The organism is Echinicola salinicaeni, from assembly GCF_014280965.1.
GTDB classification, from domain to species: domain Bacteria; phylum Bacteroidota; class Bacteroidia; order Cytophagales; family Cyclobacteriaceae; genus Echinicola; species Echinicola salinicaeni.
On record NZ_JACODZ010000005.1, the window covers coordinates 459544 to 485301 of the forward strand.

The following is a 25758-nucleotide window of genomic DNA, read 5'->3' on the forward strand; positions in this document are numbered from 1 at the left end:
ATGAAAAATTACAAATATTATATTACAGCTATTATTCTAGGGCTTTCTTTGGTTTCTTGTTCTGAGGACTTCCTTGAATATGAACCTGAGGGTGTACTCTCAAGTGATAATGTGGCTACTCCAGAAAATGCAGAAGGCTTGGTAATAGCTGCCTATGCCGGGATCGGCAACGATGAAATGATTGGTCCACTTACCCATATGTGGGTCTTTGGAAGCGTTCGCTCAGATGATGCCTACAAAGGAGGTGGTGGGCGTTCTGATGTTGGCGAAATTGATCGGTATGAGCAATATAATTTGACTATTCCTGACCAAGGAGACTTTATGGCTCCAAGGACTTGGACCAATTACTATAAAGCTATCTCTAGGGCTAATTTTGCCCTTCAAGTGATCAATGAAATTCCTGACGCTGATTATGCCAATAAAACAATCAGGCAAGCTGAATTGAGATTTTTGAGAGCTCATTCCCACTTTATGCTAAAAATACTATTCAAGAAAATCCCGTATATCACCGAAGAGCTGAGTCAGGAAGAAATCGCTCAGGTGACCAATGACATCCCCAATGATGAGCTTTGGAACAAAATTGCGGATGATTTTCTATTTGCTTATGAAAACCTACCCCAATCCCAAGATGAAGTTGGTAGAGCTGATAGAAATGCAGCTGCTGCATATATGGCCAAGGTGAGGTTATATCAAGCCTATGAACAAAATGACCAACATGAAGTAACCAATATCAACCAGTCAAGACTTCAGGAGGTAATTCAATATGCTGATGAGGTAACGGGCAATTTGGAAGATGATTTTGGCAATAATTTCTTAGATGGTTTTGATAATGGTCCTGAATCAATTTGGGCAGTGCAGTTTTCCATCAATGATGGTACTACGGTTGGTAGATTAAGTTTTGTAACCGGACTTAACTCCCCTCATGGCACAGGACTTTATGGTTGCTGTGGATTCCATCTTGCTAGCCAAAATATGGTCAACGCCTTTAAAACTGATGCTAATGGCCTTCCTTTATTGGACGAATTCAATAGTGAGGACATTTTCAATAATTTGTTGCCTGATGGCACTACTCCACCTGCTACAGGTCTTACTGTTGATCCCAGACTAGACCACACTGTAGGCATTCCTGGCAGACCGTTTAAATATAGAAATACAGTGAACTCAAGCGGTGATATGGTATATAATTTCAGTTGGGCCAGAGATCCCGGAGTATATGGCTATTTTGGAAACATGAAAGAGCAGCAAGCGCCCGATTGTTCTTGCTACAAAAAAGAAGGCCCATTCATCGGAACTTCCAAAAACATAGATTTTATCCGTTATGCAGATGTATTGCTATGGAAAGCTGAAGCATTAATCCAATTGGACCGATGGAATGAAGCCCTTCCACTAATCAACGAAGTAAGAGCCAGAGCGGCTGCCAGTACCGCGAGGCCACTTAATGCCGGAGCAGAGGACATCTATAATGTCGGACTTTATACTTCTTTCCCAAGTAAAGAATATGCTTGGAAAGCATTAAAATTTGAAAGAAGATTAGAGTTTGCCATGGAAGGTGATCGATTCTTTGACCTGGTGAGATGGGGAGAAGCAGCCCAAGTACTGAATGCCTATTTAGATGAAGAAAAAACCAAACGGGATTTCTTGTCAAGTGCTGAATTTACTGCTGGCAGGGATGAATACTATCCAATTCCACAAAGAGAAATTGACTTTACGGGTGGGCTTTATAAGCAAAACCCCGGCTATTAAACCTGTTGTTTGGGCGGACCGGTAATTCGGTCTGCCCTTTTAAACAAGCAAGCGCCCATCCCAAAAGAATTATAGAGGAATTGTGTTTTTTTATACATAATTATTTAAAACCTTTAAGAGGTCAACTAAATCGATTAACCCATGATGTTATCACTTTTAAAAAGCCTATTATTTAGCACTATCATTTTGCTCCTTACAAGTATTTCCACATTTGCGGGCGAAATCGAGCTTAAGATTACCAAAAAGTACCTCAACTTCCCTATTAGCCATAAGGAAGACAGACATAAAATGACCTTCCAAGCTGCCGGTCATGAAGACCTGACAGTGGTCATCCGGCTTTCATCCAATGCACCCGACTACTGGGTCTTTAAGGACGTTTCAAACCTAAAGGGCCAAACCCTAAAAATCAGTTATGATGGAGATGAAGCCGGACTTTCCAAAATCTATCAAGCAGACAAAATAGAGGGTAATGCAAGCTTATACACGGAAAAAAACAGGCCACAATTCCACTTCACAACACAAAGGGGCTGGATCAATGACCCTAATGGGCTACTATACCATGATGGGGAATACCACCTTTTTTATCAGCACAACCCTTTTGAAAGAGAATGGGAGAACATGCACTGGGGACATGCTGTTAGCACGGATCTCATTCATTGGAATGAACTTCCACTTGCCCTTTTTCCTGATAAACATGGGACCATGTTTTCCGGCTCTGCAGTAATTGACTATAAAAATTCAGCTGGGTTTAATAAAGGAAACACGCCCGCATTAATCGCTGCCTACACAGCAGACAGTAAAGAAAAACAGGTACAATGCATAGCTTATAGCCTAGATAACGGGAGAACCTTCACCAAGTATGAAGGAAATCCAATAATAGATTCAAAAAAAGTATGGAACAGCAAAGACACACGTGATCCTAAAGTATTTTGGTACGAGCCAGGAGATCATTGGGTAATGGTACTGAATGAACGGGATGGTCATTCCATCTATAACTCTGAAGACCTAAAGAACTGGGAATACCAAAGCCATACCACTGGATTTTGGGAGTGCCCTGAATTATTTGAACTACCGGTAGACGGTGATCCCAGTAATACTTTATGGGTAATGTATGGAGCTTCTGGAACCTATATGCTTGGAGATTTTGATGGTAAAGTATTTACTCCGATAGCAGGAAAGTACCTATACACCTCCGGACCTATATATGCGGCTCAAACCTTCACCAATATGCAGAATGGTAGACGCGTACAAATGGGATGGGGAAGAATTACTCATCCAGAAATGCCTTTCAAAGGCATGATGATGCTGCCTACAGAACTCAGTCTCAGGAACACAAAAGACGGCCCGAGACTCTTCAATCTTCCTGTAAAAGAAACAGAGCAGTTGTTTTCTCCTATAAAGCAATGGGAGACACTTACGGCTGAAAAAGCAAATGAAGCTTTAAAACAATTTTCTAAACATGAGGAATTAAGAATCAAAACCACCATCAAGCTTTCTCATGCAACCGGTGCCGGTCTAAAACTTAATGGTCAAGGCATGCTAGATTATGATCTCAACTTCAACAAACTCAACGGAGTCTTTTATTCACCTAATGATCCGACAAGTATGGAAATTTCTGCAGATATCTATATCGACAGAACCAGTATAGAGGTATTTATTGATGGTGGAGCCCTTACTTTGGTTATGCCAAAAACTCCCGAAACCAACAATAAAGAAGGCTTCTATTTCTGGGGAAATAATATTGAAATAAAAAATTTAGAGGTTTATAATGCTAATTCAATATGGAAATAAACCTATATATACTTCCTAGACCCTATTCCTAAAATTATACGGTAGTGCTTTTGCACAACATAAGTTTAGAAGAAATCCAAAATGACTAAATACCATGAAAAATTCATTCAAACCCATCGCTTATCTGCTCATCACATTCGCGTTTTCTGCTTGTTCTGAAAACAAAAAAGAGCAGAAAGCTGAAATAGAAATACCTGATTCCGGACCTGTTTTTGACGAGGTTTACCGGCCTCAATATCATTTCACTCCTGCAGAAAACTGGATGAATGACCCGAATGGAATGGTCTATTTGGACGGGGAATACCACCTTTTCTACCAGCATAATCCAGACAGTAATGTTTGGGGCCCAATGCACTGGGGCCATGCTGTTTCCACTGATATGCTCCATTGGAAACACCTCCCCATTGCTCTTTATCCTGATAGCTTAGGCACTATCTTTTCTGGAAGTGCGGTTATTGATAAGGGCAATACCAGCGGATTAGGAAAAGGGGGGGTAAACCCAATGGTAGCCATTTTCACTTATCATCATCCCGAAAAGAGCCAAACGCAAGGAATAGCCTATAGCAATGATAAAGGAAGAACCTGGACTAAATATGAAAACAATCCTGTTCTTGAAAATCCAGGAATACCAGACTTCAGGGATCCTAAAGTCAGCTGGTATGATCATGGGGACGGTACGGGGAAATGGATCATGACTTTGGCGGTAAAGGATAAAATAAGCTTTTACTCCTCCCCTAACCTCATAGACTGGAAACATGAAAGTGACTTCAATCCCTCATGGGCATCCTATGGCGGTGTATGGGAATGTCCAGATTTATTTCCTTTAATAGATCAGGAGGGGCATGAAAAATGGGTCTTATTGGTCAGTATTAACCCAGGAGGACCAAATGGAGGTTCAGCCACACAATATTTTACAGGTAATTTTGATGGAAACAGCTTTAATGCAGATGGAAAAGAAGTCAAATGGATAGATTACGGAGCCGATAATTACGCAGGTGTCACATGGTCTGACATACCTAAAGCTGATGGAAGAAGGTTGTTTTTAGGTTGGATGAGTAACTGGCAATATGCCAATATTGTCCCCACTACAGTATGGAGATCTGCCATGACCTTACCTAGAAAACTGGAACTTTATCATTTTGACGGGAAGAACCTATTGGCCTCCAGACCTGTACAAGAAATCAAAACGCTGTACGATAATTCAGAGAAAATTGAAGCAAAAAGCCATTTATTGAGGGATGAACTTTTTCATCTGGATTTGAAAAAAAAGGAAGAAAGTTTGGCATCAATCAAGCTTAGCAATGAATTGGGAGAAGAGGTTATCCTCAGTGTTGAAGAAGACAAAATAGTTTTTGATAGAAGTAAATCGGGCAAGGTCAAATTCAATAAAGAATTCCAAGCCATACATGAAGCTCCATTAAATGGCCTAGAAATCTATGATATCGACATTTATTCCGACAAATCCTCATTGGAAATCTTTTTCAATGAAGGTGAATTGGTATTAACAGAGATAATATTCCCTAATGCTCCTCTATTAAAACTGGATTTGGAAGGAATAGAAAACAATGGTGAAATCCATTATTTGAATAGTACATGGTAAGAAAAAAAATAAGGCAATAAAAATGTTTCAATTCAGCGATCTTGTCGCTAGTTTTAGCATGCAGCCCAAAACAAACCTAAAATGAATAGTAAGAAGTATGTGATTTTTCTCTCAATAGTAGCCGCATTGGGAGGTTTTTTATTTGGCTTTGATACAGCAGTAATATCTGGAGCCGAAAGGTTCATTCAGGAAAAATGGCAACTCAGTGATTGGACCCACGGTATGGCAGTGGCCATTGCCCTTTATGGTACAGTAATCGGGGCTCTTTTCGGAGGTATTCCTGCTGACAAATATGGACGTAAAAAATCCTTATTATGGATTGGCTTACTCTACTTTGTCTCTGCCCTTGGCTCAGCGCTGGCGCCTGATGTCATCACTTTTATGATTCTTAGATTTATTGGCGGCTTAGGGGTAGGCGCCTCTTCTGTAGTTGCTCCCATGTATATCAGTGAGATCGCCCCTGCAAAAAACAGAGGAGTGCTGGTAGCACTCTTCCAATTCAATATTGTGTTCGGTATCTTGATGGCTTATTTCTCCAATTACTTGATAGAAACAGCCAATCTCAATGAAAGCTGGAGATGGATGATGGGTATGGAAGCAATTCCTGCACTGATTTACACCATTCTGACCATACGGGTTCCCAAAAGTCCAAGATGGCTTATTGCCCATCAAAACAATGTGCAAGAAGCCACTGAAATACTGACCAAAACTGACCCAGAGGGTGTCGATGAGGCCATTAGACTAGCCATAGAAGAAAGGAACCGAGAAAAGATAAAAGTAGGCTTTTCTGCCCTTTTTAAACATGGCCACATCAAAACGACCATGCTGGCAATCATGATCGCAATGTTCAACCAACTTTCAGGCATCAATGCCATCATCTATTTTGCTCCTAGGGTATTTGAAATGGCTGGAATAGATGCAGAAAGTGCCCTGTTATCCACTATTGGTATCGGAGCAGTCAATATGGTGGCCACTATGCTAGGACTTTATCTTATCGATAGAATTGGCAGAAAAAAGCTGATGCTTATAGGCTCTATAGGCTATATCATCTCCTTGATTTTGATTGCCTATTCCTTCTCGGGAGGAGCCATCCCTCCATCCTATTTGCCTATATTTGTTTTTATATTCATCGCCTCCCATGCTGTGGGCCAAGGTAGTGTCATCTGGGTGTTTATTGCAGAAGTATTTCCCAATGAAACAAGAGCATATGGTCAGTCTATAGGCTGCTTTACCCATTGGATCTTAGCAGCCATCATAGCCAATATCTTCCCTTTCTTTGCTAACACCTTTGGTGCTGTAAGCATTTTCGGCTTCTTTGCTTTGATGATGGGCTTACAACTGATTTGGGTATTAACCAAAATGCCAGAAACAAAAGGACGATCTTTAGAAGAAATTCAACAAGACATGATAACAAGCAATGCATAAAAAAATTGTAATCTTCGGTGAAATGCTTTGGGATTGCTTTTCCGATAAAAGCATTCCTGGCGGGGCTCCAATGAATGTAGCCCTGCACACCCAATATCTAGGTCTGGAAACTTCTTTTATCTCACGCATTGGCAATGATAATTGGGGCAAAGAACTTATTGGCTTTGTTGAATCAAAATCCTTAAATACTGATCTGGTTCAAGTGGATGAAAATTATGACACCAGTCGTGTATTGGTAGATGATACTGATAAGGAAAATATCAAATATGAAATTGTGGAACCTGTGGCTTGGGATTTTATCCAATGGTCAAAAGATATGCAGCAAACGGTGGATAAAGCCGATGCCTTTATCTTTGGCAGTTTAGCTGCACGAAGTGAAGATAGTCGCAACACGCTCTTTAAACTTTTGGAAACACCTGTTTTAAAAATCCTTGATATTAACCTGAGAGCTCCCTATTACGAAGCTTCTCTACTTAAAAAATTATTGGAGAAAGCCGATATTGTTAAAATCAATGATGATGAGTTAAACTTGCTCATTGACTTCTTTAAGCTGGATAAAGACTGGGGAAAAGCCATAGAAAAACTAACTGAAATCTTTGAACTAAAAATGGTATGCGTAACCAAGGGAAGTGCCGGAGCCATCATTTTTGATGGTGAAAAAAATTATTCTCATCCAGGTTATAAAGTTAAAGTGGAAGATACAGTTGGTTCTGGTGATGCTTTTTTGAGCGGTTTTATCTATAAGTCTCTTTCAGGTGATTCACCCAAAGAGATATTAGATTTTGCTTGTGCCCTTGGAGCTTTGGTTGCCACCAATAAGGGTGGGACTCCGCAATATGAACTGGAAGATATTGCTTCCATACAAAAAGCCCAATAGGCAATCAAAAACCAATCTATTCGGCTTCAAAAAATTCAAAGGGCTTGTTTTTCAATTAAAAACAAGCCCTTTATCAATAATATACAATTCAAACAAATCAGTTCATTTCCATAGTTGCCCGCCAGGGCAAACTTTTTCAAACTATCCTATTTTTATCCTTCGGCCTTCCTTAGCTGATTGAAAGGCAGCCTCCACGACTTTTATATCCTTTAGTCCCTCTTCACCAGGAACCATCACTTGTTGATTATTAATTATTGCCAAGGCGTCATCGTCCATCTGCACTGCTTGTTGGCTTTTGACCTGATCTGAAAATTGTATCCCATCACTGGTATAGCCCTTAATTCCCCTATATGACTGAAAGGGCTCCAACCTAAAATTACCTCGGCCACAGGTTACCGTTAGCCTGCCCATATTCATTCCAAAACTGGTCGCACAATTAGCCATTAACCCCTCCGGGAATTCTAAAATATAGTTCATCGTCTCATCCACTTCAGAAAACATTTCAGGTCGGCGCTTGCTTTCATAAGCCATAACTGAAATGGGTTCCAGACCACTCAAATACCTCACTGCGTTGATTGGATAAACACCCATATCATACATCGCTCCTCCTCCCATTTCCTTGTCCAATCTCCATATCCCAGTACTCCTCATATTAAATCCTGCTACAGCCTCCATCATTCTTATATCCCCATACTTTTGATTTTTAACAAACGCTCTTAACTGCTGGGTATTAGGCTCATGCTGCATACGGTAGCCAATACTTAACTTGACATTATTTTTATTACATGCATCAATAATTGCCTGACATTCTTTAACTGTTTTGGCCATGGGCTTTTCGCACCAGACATGCTTTCCCGCCTTCGCAGCTTTTATAGCAAATTCCGTATGCATACTATTGGGTAATACCACATAAACCACATCGATAGCTGCATTGTCAGCTATCGATTCAAAGTTCTCATAATTATAGATGTTCTTATCTGGTATTTTATACTTTTCTTGCCAAGTGACAGCTTTTGATGGAGTTCCCGTGACTATTCCTGCCAAATAGCAATGCGCTGTCATTTCAAGTGCTGGCGCAAGCTGTCCAGTGCTATAGCCCCCCAAGCCTACTAGCGCCACTCCCAACTTGTCTTTTGCTTTGCCTATTGAAATATTCGGAAATGACATAGCTGCTGTTGCTAAACTTGTTTTTTGGATAAATTGTCGACGATGCATCTATTTAAGAATCTGATGGTGAGGATATAAGTTACAAAAAATGTAAAAAAACCTGCTCAAAATAAAGAACAGGTTCAATTAAATTCGGTTTAAAACTAAAATGTCTTTCCTATAGACAGCTTAAACAGCCTATTTTTAGTATCCATATCATTATAATTCAAATCAGAGAAAGCAAAATCATAGCTTCCTTGCACATTAAAACCTAAAGGAAGATTTACCCCTACTCCTACCACCCCTCCAAAATCAACCTTTGACAGTTCATTTATTGAAGATATATCTGTCACACCCTCATATTTTCTTGCGACAAGAAAGGATGCTTGTGGCCCTGCAAAAACATTGATCAATGGCAAAAAACCCAAACGGACCAAAACTGGCACATCGATATAATGCAATCTTTCCACGCCTTTTGTCCCCATATCATCAATCTCACCACCTTTTTGGGAATATTGTATGCCAGGCTCAACACCTAATAATCCCAATAATTTAATCTTTTTATAAAATCCGGCATGAAATCCTGAATTCCTATCGGAACTGATATCATGCATTTCAGGATAGTTCCATCCAAGCCTAATCCCCGTTTGAGCCTTCACCTCCTGGTATCCTACCAGCAAGAAAAGTAGAATAATGATTAACCGTGTTTTCATGATTTAGTTGGTTTAATTTTTACGCTAAAAAGACAAATTCATTGTTATAACAATATTTTAGCTAATTCTTATAAAGAATATTGATCAATAGGCAAACGAAAAATTTATATTCAAAAGTATTAGAACGCAGCGGTTTAACTCAGGTTATTCATTAGTGATCCCAGTGAGGCAAGAAAATGAAAGAAAACCAGGCTGTTTGGAGACTGGGGCATAGCACCGATTTGGTGAACCTGTCTTCCGCCAGGTAGAGTCGAAAATAGTAGCATAGCGACTGATTTTAAAGCATTTTCAGGCCGTAACAGATAAACTAATGCATATTCCGGGTTCAGATCGAATAACTCGATAAAACTAAAAATAGCACCGAGGTTACCCGCGATGCTATCCATTTATTATATTATTTAAGGCTAGCTATTTCTGTTAGAAACTATATCCCAAGGAAACTTTGAAGCCCCTATTATAAACCTCAGCATCGGAGTTTTTGAAAACTGGTGTAAGTCCCAAATCATAGCTTCCTTGTACATTTAATCCAACTGGTAGATTATAACCAAGACCAAAAACCAAACCGGCATCTAAGTCATTGATATCATCTCTCTCCCACTCAAAAGTTGATCCAAAAGCATCTCCTTCAAACTTTGAATCTACTAAGATAGACCCTTGAAGCCCTGCAAAAATGTTAAAGCCATCACTGGCATAAAATCTCAATAATATGGGAACATCCACATAACTAAGAACAGTCCTTGAATCAGCAAAATTATCTGCTGCAGTTCCTTTTTGAGAATAATAAGCTCCAGGTTCAATGGCAAAATTATCCGTTACGAACATATTCCCATAAATACCTGCATGAAAACCGGCCCTATTGGTATAATCATTATTAGAGCCATCATCTCCGCCCCAATTAAAGAAACTTGCCCCTCCACGGATACCAAAATTACTTAACTGAGCACTTGCCGGTGTCCTCCTTTGTGCATTGGCATCCCAAACAAATAATGTTACTGCGATAAAAGCAAAAATCACCTTTTTCATGTTGTTTATATAGTTGGTTCGACCATACCTACACGAATTCCATGCCAAAAAGACTAAAAAATCAAGACTTAATTATTAGCTCCACATAATATCACCACAAAGCGCCTTTAAAATAACTACTTAACTCTTTTCTCGATATAATAAGAATTGAGTACCGCCAATGCCCCCATATATTTGAGCTTAAAGCGAATAAGGTCCCCAACTTGGTAATTTTTAGGATTTTTTCCCAAATCAAGAATCAACATATCTGAACTTCCTCCAAGTACTTCAAATTCCTCCTTGTCATAAATCAAATACTTAGGGTCGACATCCAACAGTCCTAAATCCAAAATACCCCTAAAGGATGATTGGCCATATAAGGACTCATCAATCTCAGTAACCTCCCCTTGGGGATTGGCCGCTAAAGTCCCAGTAGGCAAAAGTGGTTTCTCCTGCAATTCAATGATCTCTGCACATAATTCAAACACACCATCATTCATACCTTCAATAGTGGAATCATCAAAAAGATTGGCCCCAAAATAAAGGGTCTCTCCCACTCTAAAATGATTGACGCCTTTGGGCAATTGGTGATTCAACATTAAAGGAATAGTGACGGATGTCCCTGCAGATACCCATGGGATTTCTTTATTGAACTTCAATTCTATGATCTGCTTATAAAGTGATAATTGGATGAGTTTATCCGTAGAAGGCATGACGCCATTTAGGCAATTCAAATTGGTTCCCAAACCAATCACCTCCAGATTGGGTAACCTAAAAATCTTTGCATAAAACTCCACCAAATCTTCTCCCATTACCCCTTCACGCAAGTCTCCAGTCTCCACCATGATTATGATTTGGTGTTTCTTTTGCTGCTTGACGGCCTCCTCACTTATCCACTTTATGGTATTTAATTCACTGTTTAAACTGACATCTGCATAGGTAACTACATCGGCCAGGTTACGCTTAGAAGGAGGTTTAATATAAACAGTTTTTATGTTTTCATTGATTTCCTTCACCTTAGCCAGATTACTGATCCTGGAATCATGAATTTCATCTATGCCTAAGTCTATAAGCTCTTGGATATAAATCTCATTTCCACATAGTAATTTGGAAACTGCTCCCCAAGCCACATTATTTTCCTTAAATTTCTGACGTAGAAATTCGTAATTCCTTTTCAGGTTATCCTTGTAAAGATTTAGAAATGCCATTTTATTTTTTCAACCTCATTTCGAGGTATTTATTGGTAAAACCCAGTTTTTCATAGAGTTTTCTTGCTGGATTATCCGGTTCTACATGTAGTGCAATATCACCGCTGGACATATTAATAGCGGTATTCATTAATTTTTTACCCACTCCTTTACCTCTTTGGTTGGCATTAACAGCTATATAAACTAAAATATTTTCTGGAATATATCCAGACATTCCTGTTTTATTCACCACTACCGCTCCAACAATTTTTCCTTTTTCGCGCCCCATAACAACAAAACCTCCTTTATCTCCAGCCATGTCCAAAGCATAGTCCAAGCATTTCATGATGTCTTCATGAGGATCTCCATATTCTTCCAAATGCTCAAACAGAAAATCTGCAATTTCGGTTTTTTGTAAAAAGGTGGCATTATCAATGGTTGAAAGTGTCTCTATTTTCATCTTATTGGATATTTATTCTGTATATACTCACTAATTATTTAATTCAGCCTAACTTATCTACAAGCAAAAACACTGCTAAAGAAGCTGCCAGACCAAATAAATTGGCATCCAAGCCCAAGGGAAGTCCTATTCCACTCAGCGCCAAACCAGCCGTTACCCCTCCTCCAATGACCATAGAGGACAAAGCCGCTTTTGGGTTTCTTTTATTCCAAAACAAACCTGCTAAAATAGGCACTAGAAGTCCCGAAACCATAAAGGCATATGAGTACAACATAAGCTCCAGAACATTGGTCATTTGCATGGCTATTATCAGGGCAAGCGTACCAATCACCAAGGTAAAGAGTTGGCTAAAATACATGGATTTCTTTTCAGGCTGTTGGTCAAACCATCTTCCAAAAAGGTCTGTGGTCAGGTTCCCTGATGCAGCCATTAGGCAGGAATCTGCTGTGGAAAGCACTGCGGAGAAATAAGCTGACATCATCAGCCCCATGATTCCAGCTGGCAAAACAGTACTTAATAGAATAGGCAAGCCCATCTCAGGGTCCAAACTTTCAATTGCACCAGCGATCATGCCTTGTTCAAAAGCTACCCTCGCCAATAACCCCAAAGAGACGCCCATAAACGCCATTATAGGCCACTCAAAAAGACCAGCGATATACCAAGCCAGTTTTGCAGATTCAACATCCCTACTCGCAAAAATCCGCTGATAAAGGGTCATCCCTACAAACCAAATGGGCAAAATGGTTATTCCCCAATTGGCCATATCCTGCCAGGTCAAGTTCGAAAGACTGAAAAATTCCTTGGGCAGGCTCTCATGAATGGCTTCCCAACCTCCAACATGGTGATAGGAAATAGGCAGACCTATTAAACTAAAGCCCAACAATAAAATCACCCATTGAATGGTATCGGTATAAATGACTGCCTTCAACCCGCCCATAACGGTATAGACTACTGCAATAATTCCCATAATCAAAAGTGCAAGGTTTAAATCCAAGCCCTTGAAAGTTCCTGAAGCCAATTTTGCACCAGCTAGTAACTGAGAAGAAGTAAATCCCAAATAGCCCACAAAACAAATTATACCAGCAGCAATGCCCACAGAGCGATTAAAGAGGTACTGAAAAATCTGGGGAAATGTATAAAATTTAGCAAAAGCAGGATTGGACTTTACCTTAGGAATTAAAAATACTGCTGCCAGCCAAGCTCCAATCAACCCAGTAAATAACATCCAGCTCCCAGAAAGCCCCATCGCAAATCCCAAACCTCCCAAGCCAATACTAAAACCGCCGCCTACATCAGTAGCCACCACTGAAAGTCCAATATGCCAGTGACCGATGGATCTACCGCCTACATAATAATCCTCCTGTCCCTGATTGTTTCGCATGAAGTAAAGACCTACTCCAAGCATGATGATCATGTACAATATAAAAATACCTATATCTATCCATTCCATTAAAAGCGGTTCTTTTCGTCTACTCCTCTTACTAACAAAATACTGAAGTTATAGTTTTCCCTGTTTTTTCCAATTTGAGGAACACATATTTAGGAAATGATCTATAAAAACCCGGTTTTACAATAATGGTCAAAAAATCTAGCAATAAAAAAGGCCGGAAATACCGGCCTTTCACTTTATGATATATGATCTCAATTATACATTCTCACTGCTTACAATGGCAGAGAAATATTCCCTGTTCATTCTAGCTATATTGGTCAAGCTGATACCTTTTGGACATTCAATTGAACATGCCCCAGTATTGGTACATGCACCAAATCCTTCTTCATCCATTTGGGCAATCATCTTCTCAGCTCTCTCTTTTCTTTCTACCTTACCCTGAGGCAACATAGCCAATTGGGAGATTTTAGCAGAAGTAAACAGCATAGCAGAAGCATTCTTACAAGCAGCTACACAAGCCCCACAACCAATACAAGTCGCAGCATCAAAAGCCTCGTCTGCAATTTTCTTTGGAATAGGTATCTCATTGGCATCAGGAACACCTCCAGTGTTTACAGATACATAACCACCCGCTTGGATGATACGGTCAAAGGAACCTCTATCCACGACCAAATCTTTAACCACAGGGAAAGCGGCTGCTCTCCAAGGTTCAATGGTAATGGTATCACCATCTTTAAAAGATCTCATATGCAGCTGACAGGTAGTTGTTTGCTGAGGTCCATGGGGCTTACCATTGATATGCAATGAACACATCCCGCAAATACCCTCTCTACAGTCATGATCAAAGTGAACAGGGTCCTCTCCTTTTTCAGAAAGCTCCTCATTCAAAACGTCCAACATTTCCAAGAAAGACATGTCTTCAGAAATATCAGCAATACTATAATTAACAAAACCGCCCTTGTCCGAGCTGTTTTTTTGTCTCCAAACTTTAAGTGTTAAGTTCATAATAATTATGAATTTTTGGTTGTCAAATGATTACTTGTAACTTCTTTGGGTCAACTTCACGTTTTCGAACACAAGCGGCTCTTTGTTCAGCTCTTCCTCCACATTGTCTCCCATGTGTTTCCAAGCACCCACGTAAGCAAAATTCTCATCATCACGAAGGGCTTCACCCTCTTCGGTTTGATACTCTTCGCGGAAGTGACCACCACAAGACTCATTTCTGTGCAGTGCATCCCTTACCATAAGCTCTCCCAACTCAAGGAAATCAGCCACTCTGTGTGCTTTTTCCAAGGATAGGTTCAACTCATCACCTGTTCCCAATACTTTGACATCAGACCAAAATTCCTTTCTCAGCTCCTGGATCATACCGATAGCCTTCTGAAGCCCTTCAGCAGTTCTGGCCATACCACAGTATTCCCACATGATTTTACCTAATCGCTTATGGAAATCATCTACTGTTTTCTTACCATTGATGGAAAGTAGTTTTTGGATTTTATCCTTGATTTCTTTTTCTGACTGTTTGAAAGCCTCATGGTCCGTTCCCACTTTCTCATATGGCATACCAGCCAAATAATCTCCGATAGTGTAAGGAATCACAAAATAACCATCAGCAAGGCCCTGCATCAATGCAGAAGCTCCCAATCTGTTGGCACCGTGATCAGAGAAGTTGGCTTCTCCTAGGGCATAAAGACCAGGTACAGTAGTCATCAAATGGTAATCTACCCAAAGTCCACCCATGGTATAGTGAACGGCTGGATAAATCTTCATTGGCGTCTGATAAGGGTTTTCCCCAGTGATCTGCTGATACATATCAAACAAGTTACCATACTTGGCGCTGATAGTATCTTCTCCGTCCCTGATGATAGCATCACGGAAATCCAAAAATACCGCTTCACCGGTTTCGTTTACCCCTCTGCCTTCATCACAAACATACTTGGCATTTCTAGAAGCCACATCACGAGGAACCAAGTTACCGAAAGAAGGATACCTTCTTTCCAAATAGTAATCCCTATCCTCGTCCTTAATATCTTTAGGCATAATTTCCTTCTTACGAAGTTTCTCAGCCAATTCTTTCGTTTTGGGTACCCATACCCTACCATCGTTTCTCAATGACTCTGACATCAAAGTCAATTTGGACTGATGGTCTCCCGAAACCGGGATACAAGTTGGGTGAATTTGTGTATAGCAAGGGTTAGCAAAATAAGCCCCTTTCTTGTGCGCTCTCCAAGCAGCAGTCACATTTGATCCCATTGCGTTGGTAGAAAGGAAGAATACATTACCATATCCACCAGTACAAAGCAATACCGCATGCGCACTGTGAGATTCAATAGCTCCGGTGATCAGGTTTCTGGTAACAATACCTCTGGCTTTGCCATCGATGGTTACTACATCCATCATCTCAGTTCTTGGATAAAGTTTCACCTTACCATTGGCTACCTGACGGCTCAATGCTGAATAAGCACCCAAAAGCAACTGCTGTCCCGTTTGGCCCCTGGCGTAGAAAGTACGTGATACCTGGGCACCACCAAATGAACGGTTGGCAAGTAATCCACCATATTCACGGGCAAAAGGGACACCTTGTGCCACACATTGATCAATAATATTTACAGAAACTTCTGCTAGTCTGTGTACATTGGCTTCTCTGGAACGGTAATCCCCACCTTTGATGGTGTCATAAAATAACCTGTAGACAGAGTCACCATCATTCTGATAGTTCTTTGCTGCATTGATACCCCCCTGAGCTGCAATAGAGTGCGCTCTCCTAGGGCTATCCTGGAAACAAAAAGCTTTTACATTATAGCCCAACTCAGCCAAAGAAGCTGCTGCCGAAGCACCTGCCAGACCAGTCCCTACTACAATTACCTCATATTTCCTTTTGTTGGCCGGGTTGACCAACTTCATATTAAATTTATGTTTAGTCCACTTTTCAGCTAATGAACCTGCTGGTATTTTAGAATCAAGTATCATATTGGCTTTGTATTATTTCAAAGTTGATAAATAGATGAAAATAGGCATTGAGGCAAACATGGCCGGAACAATGATTGAAAAAGCACTACCGATAAACTTGATCGCCGGAGTATACTTTTTGTGATTAAGTCCCAATGTCTGGAATGCACTGGCAAAACCATGGTACAAGTGGAAGCCTAATAAAATCATGGACACTACATAAAGTGCTACCAATCCAATATTTGAGAAGGCAAGGTTTACAACTGCATAAAGATCCTTGAACTCACCACTTTCATAAGTGACCATTGGAATAGCTCCCCAATGCATCTGAGCCCAAAAATTTTGAAGGTGAACTACAATAAAAATAAATACTATAGTACCTAAAACACCCATATTTCTGGAATTCCATGTACTGTTCGTTGCAGCTTTACTGTCTGCATAATTTACTGGTCTAGCCTTCTTATTTTTTGAAGAAAGAATGATCGAAACAATCACATGTCCAATAATGGAAATGTAAGTAAGATAGGAAAGAATTTTCACTGCCGGGTTCGTTGTCATAAACTTGGCATATTCATTAAATGCCTGTCCACCGTCATCTTTAAATAAAAGCATGTTTCCGGAGACGTGTCCTATCAAAAACAGGATCAGGAATAAGCCTGTCAGGGCCATTAGCAACTTTCGTCCCAAAGTGCTACTAAAGGTTTTGGTTACCCAACTCATAAAATTTCTCTTTATTAGTGAAGATGGTTATTTAAAATGTTCAAATTGGTTAACAAATTTACACGCCGAAAGTTTATCAAACAATCTATCCCTACGTATTGCGCTTATTTTAAAAGGTTCTAAATAAACTTCTAAAAGCTATTTTTCAGTTATTTTTAAACTTTTTGCTCCGATATCGCTTAATTTTTCTGTTGGATTTCGGTAATATGGTACACTTCCTTAACTTTAATTCGTATATATTTATTAATTAAGGTAAATGCGATATTTTATACTTAGAAGTTTTTTAAGTATAAATACTGTAAATTTTTAAGTAATCCACCTAGATAAACTGGTTAGATTTAGGTGAAGTAGTAAAACTTATGAGATATATGAAATGTAAAGCTTTTCTCTTATTCACCCTGTCACTATTGTTTATAGGACTTCAAGAGACATTAGCTACACACATCCGGGCAGGTGAAATCATTGCGGAGAGAATTTCTGTTCAATCCCTCACCTATAGGATCACAGTGGTAGGTTATACAGACACCCGCTCCTCGGTTATATTTGGCCCAGGACGAATTGAGTTTGGAGATGGTCGGGTTGTAGAAAACCTCAATACGGAGAGTGACTTTGAAATGGTGGAATCACTGGGAAACCAAATTGAAAAAAACACCTTTGTGATCACCCACACCTATCAAGGCCCTGGTCAATACACCATCCGGTTTCAGGAATTTAACCGTAACGACCTTACGCTTAACATGGACAACTCAGTAGAAACACCTTTCTATATTGAGACCATGATCACCATTGATCCATTTATAGGTGTCAACAACTCACCTGTGCTGACCATTCCCCCAGTGGATAATGGCCAGATCAATACGCGCTATATCCATAATCCTGGAGCATATGATCCTGATGGAGACAGTTTGGCTTATCGATTTGATGATATTGTCCCACTTCAAGATTTCCAAAGACCCGTAAACAACTATAGAAGCCCTGCCTCTGATGAATTCAGCTTCAACAGAGAAGATGGCAGCCCCAATCCATATATCTCTATGGATCCCTTAACTGGTGATTTAATCTGGGACGCACCTGGAGTGGCTGGGCAATACAATGTAGCATTCCATATTGAAGAGTGGAGAAAAATCAACGGAGAATATCAAAAAATCGGCTATGTGGTCCGGGATATGCAAATCATCATTGAGAATTCCGATAACCAAAGGCCAGTTTTAGAGGTACCACCTGATATATGTGTGGTGGCCGGAACTAATATTGAAGAAATCATACAAGGTACTGATCCGGATGGAGATGATATCAAAATTGAGGTGTTTGGAGATCCAATCGAAATCACCTCTTCCCCTGCTGCCTATGATCCAGTAGCGACATTCCAATCTTCACCCGGAATTATCAATTTTGATTGGCAGACAGTCTGCGGACATGTCAGGGCAAGAGAATATCAAGTCAGGATTCGAATCACCGATGATCCTGAGTCTGGTCCTGCATTGGTAGACATCAAAACTTGGAATATAAAAGTCGTCGGCCCTCCTCCTGTTATTCAAAATGTAGAGCAAATGCCAGGTAGGACAGCTGAAATTTCATGGGATCCATATTCTTGTGGAAATAGTGCCGAAACCATGCAAATATGGAGAAGTATCAATAGCAATGCTTATGAACCAGACTCCTGTGAGACAGGTATCAGAGATGGTTATGAATTAATTGGCACTACGGACATGAACACCTTTGAATTCACTGATACCAATGGTGATGACGGATTGTCTCCAGGCAATACCTACTGTTACAGATTAGTGGCCGTTTATCCCCAACCAAGAGGAGGAGAAAGCATTGTCTCTGAAGAGTTTTGTGTAACCATTGATGTAGACGTGCCGATTATCACCAATGTCAGTGTTGAAGAGACAGACCCTACAAATGGAGAAATGTTCATCAAGTGGACCCCGCCATATGATATTGATCAAACTCAATATCCTGGACCTTATGAATACCAACTTATCCGTTCTGAGGGTTTCAGAGGAGACAATAACAATACTACAGTAATCACCACAAGTGATACACTATATACTGATACCGGATTAAATACTGAGGGACTGGTTTATAATTATGAAGTAGTATTACTTGATGGCGGAGTCAGGATTGATACCTCAAGCAAAGCCTCTTCAGTTTGGCTGCAACCTACCATCATTAATGAAGCCATTGAACTCAATTGGCAATTTGATGTACCGTGGAATAATGGCATCAGCGAATATACTCATGAAGTTTACCGAAACCGTACGGATCCAGATGCCAGTGAAGTGGACACTTTTGAACTGATTGCTGAAGTAGATGTCACTGCTAATGGCTTTACCTTCTTGGATGATGGCAGCCATAATGGAGTACCACTCAGCAGGGACACAGAGTATTGTTATTATGTAATTACCAAAGGTGCCTATAATGTAGACATATTGACCTATCCTCTGGAAAATAAATCTCAGATCATTTGTGCAAGACCAGATGACAACAGACTTCCCTGTCCTCCCGTACTGACATATGAAGGTCCAAACTGTGAAGAATTCCTAGCGGACAAGGCTTGTAATTTTGATGCTTTCTACCATGACCTCAGCTGGGAGCCCAACTTCACTGGAGACTGTGATGATGAATTGGGGAGCTATAAAATTTACTTCTCTGAAACGGGCAATGAAGGCACTTTCGAATTGGTAAGTACCTTGAATGCATTGGATTTGGATACCAGAATAACAGGACTGACTGAACTGAAAGGCTGTTATTATATAACTGCTGTGGACCGCTCTGGAAATGAAAGTGAGCCGAGCAATATCGTCTGTGTAGACAATTGTCCAAACTATGAACTACCCAATGCTTTCACTCCTGATGGTGACGGCATCAATGATACCTTCCAGGCTTTTGATAATCCTTTTGTAAGATGCCCAAGATTTGTTGAGGCGGTGGATATAAAAATATATAACCGTTGGGGAGTATTGGTATTCGAATACAATAGTGCAACATCTAATGAAAATGATATTTATATCCGTTGGGATGGCACAGACAAAAATGGCAATGAGTTACCTGCAGGCACCTATTTCTACTCTGGAACGGTATTATTCAACACGAATGATGAAAGCATTAATTCTGAAGAATTAAAAGGAAATGTTCAAATTATTAAATGAGCAGATTAAGCTATCAAGATTTTGATATCGTGCTATTCGATGGAGTCTGCAACCTGTGCAATCAGGCTGTGGACTTTATCATTCAGCATGATTCAAAAAATCATTTCAAGTTGGCCTCTTTGCAGGATGAACCTGGCAAAGCGCTCTTAAAAGGAAAATCCATTGATGAAGGCTACCTTGACTCTTTAGTATTATTAAGAAAGAACAAGGTATATTACAAGAGCCGGGCTGCCTTAGAAATTGCAAAAAAACTTAAGGGGCTTTGGCCCCTTTTTTATGGTTTCATCATTGTACCAAGATTTTTGAGAGACCCTGTTTATGATTGGATAGCCAAAAATCGCTACAAATGGTTTGGGAAAAGAGACACTTGTCGATTACCTAATGAGAGTGAAAAAATGAAATTTCTCTCCACTGATGATTTTATAAGATGAGGTAAAAAATCAATAAAGGCTTTCCGAACTTTCAATAATTCCGTTTCATCGCTTTATCTGCTTTGCTTAATTTTTTGATATATTTGTGCCCACAATTAACATTTTGAATTTACCAAAGCCACTTTGAAATCTTAAAGTGATCTCTTTGAGACATTTATCAAATAGAAAAGTGGATTCATAAAAAACAAAAACGCATGAAAGCTTATGTTTTCCCCGGTCAAGGGGCACAGTTCCCGGGAATGGGTAAAGAATTATATGAAACCAATACTGAAGCCAAAAAGCTTTTTGATCAGGCTGATGAAATATTGGGTTTCAAGATCAGTGAAATCATGTTCAACGGTACCGCTGATGAGCTTAAGCAAACCAAAGTAACCCAGCCAGCCGTTTTTCTTCACTCTGTTATTTTAGCCAAAACTACGGCAGATTTTAAGCCTGAAATGGCTGCAGGTCACTCTTTGGGTGAACTTTCTGCCTTGGTAGCTACTGGAGCCCTTTCTTTTGAGGATGGCTTAAAATTAGTTTACGAAAGAGCTTTGGCCATGCAAGAAGCTTGCGAAATCAACCCTTCCACCATGGCTGCCATCCTAGGCCTTGAAGATGCAAAGGTAGAAGAAATCTGTGCCAGCATTAATGATGAAGTGGTTGTAGCTGCAAACTATAACTGTCCTGGACAGTTGGTGATTTCTGGCTCAAATAAAGGCATTGAAATCGCCTGTGAAAAGGCCAAAGAAGCTGGTGCGAAAAGAGCCCTTCCCCTTCCTGTGGGGGGAGCATTTCACTCTCCATTAATGGAACCCGCTAGGGAAAAATTAGAAAAGGCCATTGAAGCTACCTCTTTCAACTCTCCTATTTGCCCTGTTTACCAAAACGTAAGCACAAAAGGAGAAACAGATGTGGAGACCATTAAAAAGAACCTAATTGCCCAACTGACTGCTCCAGTAAAATGGACCCAATCGGTACAAAATATGGTAGCCGATGGCGGTGCTGAATTTGTAGAATGTGGCCCTGGAAAAGTGCTTCAAGGCTTGGTGAAGAAAATCCACCGAGAAGCTGAAGTTTCTGGACTGTAATCTAAAGACGAAAGACTTTAGACATTAGATAAAAGACTTAAAGCTGTTCTAGATTTAAAATCTTGAACTTAAAATAAGGGGGATTTTCAATCCCCTTTGTTTATTAGATGAATTGTATGATCTATATATTCAATTCCTAAAATTCTACATTTGTCTCAAAATCAAAAACGAGCAAGCAGCCATATGACACAGCAAGAAATCCTATCTGTAGATAATAAGCACATCTGGCACCCTTATACCTCTGCAAATAGAGCTATTGACAACCTTGTGGTCCAAGGTGCAAAAGGTGTTTATCTGGAACTTGATGAAGGCAAAAAAGTAATCGATGGCATGTCCAGCTGGTGGTCTACGATCCATGGCTATAATGTTCCTGAGCTTAACCAAGCTATCCAAAAGCAGTTGGAAAAAATGGCTCATGTGATGTTTGGAGGAATTACCCATGAACCAGCAGCATTGCTAACTAAAAAACTACTGGAAATAGTCCCTTCAGGACTGGAGCATATTTTTTTCAGTGATTCGGGTTCAGTTGCAGTGGAAGTAGCCATGAAAATGGCTTTGCAATACTGGCACTCTAAAGATCAGGGAAACAAAAACTGTTTTATTACAGTAAAAAATGGTTACCACGGGGACACTTGGCATGATATGTCCGTTTGTGACCCAGTTACTGGCATGCACAGTATTTTCAATAACCGGCTTTCCCCTCAAATCTTTCTTCCAGCTCCCCAATCAAAATTTGATGGTCCACTCATTAAAAAAGAAATCCTTGAGATGGAAGAAGTGCTTTCTCAGAGGCACGAGGAAATCGCTGCTTTTATTTTAGAACCCATTGTCCAGGGAGCTGGTGGAATGCGATTTTACCATCCTGAATATTTAAAGGCGGTCAAACAGCTTTGTGAAAAATACAATATCCTGCTAATCGCTGATGAAATCGCCACTGGATTTGGAAGAACGGGAAAACTCTTTGCCTGTGAGCATTCAGGGATCAGTCCAGATATCATGTGTCTCGGAAAAGCCTTAACAGGAGGCTATATGTCCTTTGCAGCAACACTTTGCAGTACAGTTGTAGCCCAAACCATCTCCGATGGCAATCCAGGGGTATTTATGCACGGCCCAACATTTATGGGCAACCCTTTGGCCTGTGCAACGGCCATTGCCAGTCTTGATCTCTTATTATCAAAAAATTGGAAACAAGAAATCCAAGATATCGAAAAATGTTTAAGGCAAAGTTTATCTCCGCTGGCTAACTTAAATGAAGTAAGCGATGTACGGGTATTGGGAGCTATCGGTGTAGTGGAAATGAAAGAAGCCGTGGATATGCCCAAAATCCAGGAAAAATTATTGGAAAGGGGTATATGGTTAAGGCCTTTTGGAAAATTGATCTATACCATGCCCCCTTTTAGTATCTCTGAAGAAGAATTATCCAAACTTTGTTCTGGAATGGTCTTAGCAATTGAGGAATATTCCAAAGAACTTATTACCAAATAAAAGAAAAGCTACTAATAAAAAATCAGACTTTATCGCACCAACATTTCAATTATTTTTGAAAAAACAATAAATATGACATTACTAGAAAAAATCAAAACCAATCCTGAATCCATTACTTTTCCAGAAGTGATCACCTATATAGAAGCAAATTACGACTTCATCCCTACTAGGTTTACGAATGGTGACACCACCAACGAGCCCAACCAAAACAATGGTTCATGCAAAATTTTCAGTTTCGCCAAACTACAGGGGCTAAGCCCTGAGCAGACACTTCATCTTTTTGGAGATTTTTATAGAGAGGAAGTTTTAGGAGACCCTGAAGGCACTGGCCATCAAAACATTCGCAACTTTATAAAGAGCGGTTGGGAAGGCATTCTATTTGATGGAGAAGCTCTTCAAGCAAAATAATAACATTCATTTATTGCTAATATAAAACTGGTCGTAGCTTATCCTGCGACCAGTCCACTTTTAAACAAGAGACTAAGGCTAGTCTTTATTAAGCTTATTTTCTATAAATTGAATTTTTATTTTCCTTTAACATATAACCCTAATACCTATTAAACCATGCTTAAGACTATTTTTAAGTCATTCTTATTTACTATTATCATTAGTACCCTCTCTAAGGAAGTATCATCCCAAACGTCTCCTGAAAAAATCAATTTTGTCAGGCAAGGTGTACAGAGATTGATCTTTGACGAAAAACAAGCCATTCCTCTGGCCAGTCTCAACCCCAAAGAAGTTATTGGGTTTTCATCCATGTATCCCATAAAGTCATATACAGAGGCTTCCGCAGCTATAAATACCTCAAAAGGAATACTAAATATCCAATCAGAAAAAGACACGGAGACTGGAATTTGGTTTGGAGGCTTTAATCCCTTCGCCACCTATAGCATTGATCTAAATTCTCTCTCAGGTGATGGTGAAATTGGTTTTCAATTTTTATCTGCAACGTCCCAAAAGCAATTCATTGTCAAAATAGGCTTTAAAGATAGCTTACTGACAGATACAAAACTTAAAGTGGTTTTGGACAATAAAACAATAGTAGAAAAGTCCATTGCAGTAAATAAAGAGGAAACAAAAACATTAAAAGGTAAAATCATCCTTCAAATGCTTGGCAGTGGTTTAAGCTTATATCTACAAGACCAAGGCCTACCCAAGGTGATCGGACAAAGTGACTTCAACAAGTATCTTGACTTACGAAAAAAAGAACATATCAACTCCCTACAATCTCAACTTTATATTCACCTGATGAACGGTCAGGTTCAAATCAATAAAGTGGAAATGGCATTGACCACAGGTGTTGGATTGGCTGATATCAGGGCCATCACCTATGAAAATGGGGATCCAATGCTCGACCAAGGACGTCTTTGGTATTCCATGTCCATTCGAGGACGGGCCCTTCCACATCATATCCAAGGAGTATTCAGCATGGATCCAACTGTCTTCGACATCAAACTGGAAGGTGTTATCCTATTTGACCGTAAAGATGGCCTACTTAGAAATGAGATTGCTTCCCATTTATTTTATGACAGAAATGAGCAGATATGGCGAGGGCTAACCACTGGTTTCAGCGCTTATGCCTTTCCTGACAAAGAGAAAAAGCAATTACTGGCCATTGAAAGCAAAAGGGATCCCCGCTTTGGTTTTTCAGTAATGGATGCTGTTCCATTTGGAATGGTAGGTGATATTGAAGATCCTCATATTCTATTTGATGAGGAAGTTAACAAGTGGCGGATGTTGACCTGTGAAAACCAAGGCAAAGGTTATAAAGCCATCGTTTTGGAGTCTGACCATTGGAACAAGGGATATACTAAAATATCTGGACCAGTAGCTCCTAATTCTACTGGTACTTCTATTCAAAAAATCGACGACAGGCGTTATTGTTTCTCTGGCAGCTCAGAAAGGGAAATTTTTATTTACAGCTATCCAGACCTCAAAGAAGTTGGTACTTTAAAAATGGACCTCCCACCTTGGGACAGTAATTCCGGCACAAGAGTATGGCCAAATATTGTCCAGTTGCCTGAAGGTTATCCTTTTCCCTATATTGCATTAATGATGGACCGCTATAACTACCCTGGGCTAACTGGACCCAACTGGTCATATGGTGCATTGTATCTTTATCATGGGAATAAATAAAATGTAAAGGAAGAATGAAACTAACTTTAAGAATAATAGCTGCTGGCCTATTGGGTGGATTTATCGGCGAGGGGATCATGGGAGGGCTTTTTATGAGTCAACCCGTCCACTCTATTTTGTACAACCCACAAATTCAAAGTGAACTTTTCCTTCAAATCACCCCGGAGCGAAACCTCATGGTTTCCATAATCGGAATGGTAATTTTGAGCATTGCCCATGCTTGGCTTTTCTGGGTTTTCATGCCTTCCATTCCAGGAAAAACATGGATAAAAAAAGGACTTTTCTGGGGATTTACTATTTGGCTGTTGTACTGGGTATTTCAGGAATGGTTTATATACCATACATTATTGATGGAACCCATTCTTTTAAATCTACTTGAACTGTCCATTCTTCTTTTAGGGTCTCTTGCTGAAGGAATCATCATAGCTTGGTTTTTAAGGAGTAGTTCTTTAAAAAGAAAATCATAATAATATCAAAA

General features: G+C 39.9%; 22 protein-coding genes. 12 read left to right on the forward strand and 10 right to left on the reverse strand.

All coding sequences use genetic code 11. The features are described 5' to 3' along the window. From H7U17_RS11865 to H7U17_RS11885, 5 genes are all read left to right on the forward strand, one after another. Positions 1-1743 carry a RagB/SusD family nutrient uptake outer membrane protein gene (locus H7U17_RS11865; protein ID WP_186756938.1) on the forward strand — a complete coding sequence of 581 codons (1743 nt, stop codon included), beginning with the start codon at positions 1-3 and terminating at the stop codon, positions 1741-1743. A 141-nt stretch (positions 1744-1884) separates the two neighbouring features. Continuing rightward, a complete protein-coding gene (locus H7U17_RS11870) occupies positions 1885-3534 on the forward strand; it encodes a glycoside hydrolase family 32 protein (RefSeq protein WP_230981377.1) in 1650 nt (549 codons plus the stop codon). Between the two features lie 94 nt (positions 3535-3628). Continuing rightward, positions 3629-5134, forward strand: a complete 1506-nt coding sequence (locus H7U17_RS11875) for a glycoside hydrolase family 32 protein (RefSeq protein WP_186756939.1) — start codon at positions 3629-3631, stop codon at positions 5132-5134. An 81-nt stretch (positions 5135-5215) separates the two neighbouring features. Next, positions 5216-6559, forward strand: coding sequence for a sugar porter family MFS transporter (locus H7U17_RS11880; RefSeq protein WP_186756940.1), 1344 nt, complete (start codon positions 5216-5218; stop codon positions 6557-6559). Continuing rightward, positions 6552-7436 carry a carbohydrate kinase family protein gene (locus tag H7U17_RS11885; protein ID WP_186756941.1) on the forward strand — a complete coding sequence of 295 codons (885 nt, stop codon included), beginning with the start codon at positions 6552-6554 and terminating at the stop codon, positions 7434-7436. Before H7U17_RS11880 ends, H7U17_RS11885 begins: the two co-directional genes overlap by 8 nt. 141 nt (positions 7437-7577) lie before the next feature. Here the strand turns inward: H7U17_RS11885 and H7U17_RS11890 are convergent, their stop codons facing one another. From H7U17_RS11890 to H7U17_RS11935, 10 genes are all read right to left on the reverse strand, one after another. Further along, complete coding sequence (locus tag H7U17_RS11890) at positions 7578-8651, reverse strand: Gfo/Idh/MocA family protein (RefSeq protein ID WP_186756942.1); 1074 nt, start codon at positions 8649-8651, stop codon at positions 7578-7580. A gap of 95 nt (positions 8652-8746) precedes the next feature. Continuing rightward, complete coding sequence (locus H7U17_RS11895; RefSeq protein WP_186756943.1) at positions 8747-9295, reverse strand: porin family protein; 549 nt, start codon at positions 9293-9295, stop codon at positions 8747-8749. Between the two features lie 134 nt (positions 9296-9429). After that, the gene (locus H7U17_RS11900) at positions 9430-9681 is read right to left on the reverse strand and encodes a hypothetical protein (protein WP_186756944.1); all 252 of its coding nucleotides are present in this window, start codon (positions 9679-9681) and stop codon (positions 9430-9432) included. Positions 9682-9712: 31 nt separating this feature from the next. Further along, positions 9713-10318 carry a porin family protein gene (locus H7U17_RS11905; protein WP_186756945.1) on the reverse strand — a complete coding sequence of 202 codons (606 nt, stop codon included), beginning with the start codon at positions 10316-10318 and terminating at the stop codon, positions 9713-9715. A 116-nt stretch (positions 10319-10434) separates the two neighbouring features. Next, positions 10435-11505, reverse strand: coding sequence for an alanine racemase (locus H7U17_RS11910; RefSeq protein ID WP_186756946.1), 1071 nt, complete (start codon positions 11503-11505; stop codon positions 10435-10437). 1 nt (position 11506) lies between these two features. Next, the gene (locus tag H7U17_RS11915) at positions 11507-11944 is read right to left on the reverse strand and encodes a GNAT family N-acetyltransferase (protein WP_186756947.1); all 438 of its coding nucleotides are present in this window, start codon (positions 11942-11944) and stop codon (positions 11507-11509) included. 43 nt (positions 11945-11987) lie between these two features. After that, positions 11988-13394 carry a sodium:solute symporter family protein gene (locus tag H7U17_RS11920; protein ID WP_186756948.1) on the reverse strand — a complete coding sequence of 469 codons (1407 nt, stop codon included), beginning with the start codon at positions 13392-13394 and terminating at the stop codon, positions 11988-11990. Positions 13395-13589: 195 nt separating this feature from the next. Beyond that, positions 13590-14339, reverse strand: a complete 750-nt coding sequence (locus H7U17_RS11925) for a succinate dehydrogenase/fumarate reductase iron-sulfur subunit (RefSeq protein WP_186756949.1) — start codon at positions 14337-14339, stop codon at positions 13590-13592. 30 nt (positions 14340-14369) lie between these two features. Next, positions 14370-16304 carry a fumarate reductase/succinate dehydrogenase flavoprotein subunit gene (locus H7U17_RS11930; RefSeq protein WP_186756950.1) on the reverse strand — a complete coding sequence of 645 codons (1935 nt, stop codon included), beginning with the start codon at positions 16302-16304 and terminating at the stop codon, positions 14370-14372. A 12-nt stretch (positions 16305-16316) separates the two neighbouring features. Then, entirely contained in the window at positions 16317-17003 is a 687-nt protein-coding gene (locus tag H7U17_RS11935; protein ID WP_186756951.1) for a succinate dehydrogenase cytochrome b subunit, read from the reverse strand. A gap of 368 nt (positions 17004-17371) precedes the next feature. Between H7U17_RS11935 and H7U17_RS11940 the strand changes: the two genes are divergently transcribed. From H7U17_RS11940 to H7U17_RS11970, 7 genes are all read left to right on the forward strand, one after another. Beyond that, complete coding sequence (locus tag H7U17_RS11940; protein WP_186756952.1) at positions 17372-20158, forward strand: T9SS type B sorting domain-containing protein; 2787 nt, start codon at positions 17372-17374, stop codon at positions 20156-20158. After that, the gene (locus H7U17_RS11945; RefSeq protein ID WP_186756953.1) at positions 20155-20589 is read left to right on the forward strand and encodes a thiol-disulfide oxidoreductase DCC family protein; all 435 of its coding nucleotides are present in this window, start codon (positions 20155-20157) and stop codon (positions 20587-20589) included. The genes H7U17_RS11940 and H7U17_RS11945 overlap by 4 nt, the downstream gene beginning before the upstream one ends. 194 nt (positions 20590-20783) lie before the next feature. Next, positions 20784-21659 carry an ACP S-malonyltransferase gene (gene fabD / locus H7U17_RS11950; protein WP_186756954.1) on the forward strand — a complete coding sequence of 292 codons (876 nt, stop codon included), beginning with the start codon at positions 20784-20786 and terminating at the stop codon, positions 21657-21659. A 183-nt stretch (positions 21660-21842) separates the two neighbouring features. Next, positions 21843-23144, forward strand: coding sequence for an adenosylmethionine--8-amino-7-oxononanoate transaminase (gene bioA, locus H7U17_RS11955; RefSeq protein ID WP_186756955.1), 1302 nt, complete (start codon positions 21843-21845; stop codon positions 23142-23144). Positions 23145-23216: 72 nt separating this feature from the next. After that, complete coding sequence (locus tag H7U17_RS11960) at positions 23217-23552, forward strand: HopJ type III effector protein (protein WP_186756956.1); 336 nt, start codon at positions 23217-23219, stop codon at positions 23550-23552. 156 nt (positions 23553-23708) lie between these two features. Then, complete coding sequence (locus tag H7U17_RS11965) at positions 23709-25280, forward strand: hypothetical protein (RefSeq protein ID WP_186756957.1); 1572 nt, start codon at positions 23709-23711, stop codon at positions 25278-25280. A gap of 14 nt (positions 25281-25294) precedes the next feature. Next, complete coding sequence (locus H7U17_RS11970) at positions 25295-25747, forward strand: hypothetical protein (protein ID WP_186756958.1); 453 nt, start codon at positions 25295-25297, stop codon at positions 25745-25747. Positions 25748-25758: the final 11 nt, after the last annotated feature.

Bases quoted from the DNA above. Each gene is read 5' to 3' on its own strand.
- H7U17_RS11890 (WP_186756942.1), bottom strand. From the start codon at position 8,651: ATGCATCGTCGACAATTTATCCAAAAAACAAGTTTAGCAACAGCAGCT.
- H7U17_RS11870 (WP_230981377.1), top strand. From the start codon at position 1,885: ATGATGTTATCACTTTTAAAAAGCCTATTATTTAGCACTATCATTTTG.
- H7U17_RS11970 (WP_186756958.1), top strand. From the start codon at position 25,295: ATGAAACTAACTTTAAGAATAATAGCTGCTGGCCTATTGGGTGGATTT.
- H7U17_RS11915 (WP_186756947.1), bottom strand. From the start codon at position 11,944: ATGAAAATAGAGACACTTTCAACCATTGATAATGCCACCTTTTTACAA.
- H7U17_RS11880 (WP_186756940.1), top strand. From the start codon at position 5,216: ATGAATAGTAAGAAGTATGTGATTTTTCTCTCAATAGTAGCCGCATTG.
- H7U17_RS11945 (WP_186756953.1), top strand. From the start codon at position 20,155: ATGAGCAGATTAAGCTATCAAGATTTTGATATCGTGCTATTCGATGGA.
- H7U17_RS11895 (WP_186756943.1), bottom strand. From the start codon at position 9,295: ATGAAAACACGGTTAATCATTATTCTACTTTTCTTGCTGGTAGGATAC.
- H7U17_RS11910 (WP_186756946.1), bottom strand. From the start codon at position 11,505: ATGGCATTTCTAAATCTTTACAAGGATAACCTGAAAAGGAATTACGAA.
- fabD (WP_186756954.1), top strand. From the start codon at position 20,784: ATGAAAGCTTATGTTTTCCCCGGTCAAGGGGCACAGTTCCCGGGAATG.
- H7U17_RS11925 (WP_186756949.1), bottom strand. From the start codon at position 14,339: ATGAACTTAACACTTAAAGTTTGGAGACAAAAAAACAGCTCGGACAAG.
- H7U17_RS11865 (WP_186756938.1), top strand. From the start codon at position 1: ATGAAAAATTACAAATATTATATTACAGCTATTATTCTAGGGCTTTCT.
- H7U17_RS11875 (WP_186756939.1), top strand. From the start codon at position 3,629: ATGAAAAATTCATTCAAACCCATCGCTTATCTGCTCATCACATTCGCG.
- H7U17_RS11900 (WP_186756944.1), bottom strand. From the start codon at position 9,681: ATGGATAGCATCGCGGGTAACCTCGGTGCTATTTTTAGTTTTATCGAG.
- H7U17_RS11940 (WP_186756952.1), top strand. From the start codon at position 17,372: ATGAAATGTAAAGCTTTTCTCTTATTCACCCTGTCACTATTGTTTATA.
- H7U17_RS11930 (WP_186756950.1), bottom strand. From the start codon at position 16,304: ATGATACTTGATTCTAAAATACCAGCAGGTTCATTAGCTGAAAAGTGG.
- H7U17_RS11935 (WP_186756951.1), bottom strand. From the start codon at position 17,003: ATGAGTTGGGTAACCAAAACCTTTAGTAGCACTTTGGGACGAAAGTTG.
- H7U17_RS11960 (WP_186756956.1), top strand. From the start codon at position 23,217: ATGACATTACTAGAAAAAATCAAAACCAATCCTGAATCCATTACTTTT.
- H7U17_RS11965 (WP_186756957.1), top strand. From the start codon at position 23,709: ATGCTTAAGACTATTTTTAAGTCATTCTTATTTACTATTATCATTAGT.
- H7U17_RS11885 (WP_186756941.1), top strand. From the start codon at position 6,552: ATGCATAAAAAAATTGTAATCTTCGGTGAAATGCTTTGGGATTGCTTT.
- bioA (WP_186756955.1), top strand. From the start codon at position 21,843: ATGACACAGCAAGAAATCCTATCTGTAGATAATAAGCACATCTGGCAC.
- H7U17_RS11920 (WP_186756948.1), bottom strand. From the start codon at position 13,394: ATGGAATGGATAGATATAGGTATTTTTATATTGTACATGATCATCATG.
- H7U17_RS11905 (WP_186756945.1), bottom strand. From the start codon at position 10,318: ATGAAAAAGGTGATTTTTGCTTTTATCGCAGTAACATTATTTGTTTGG.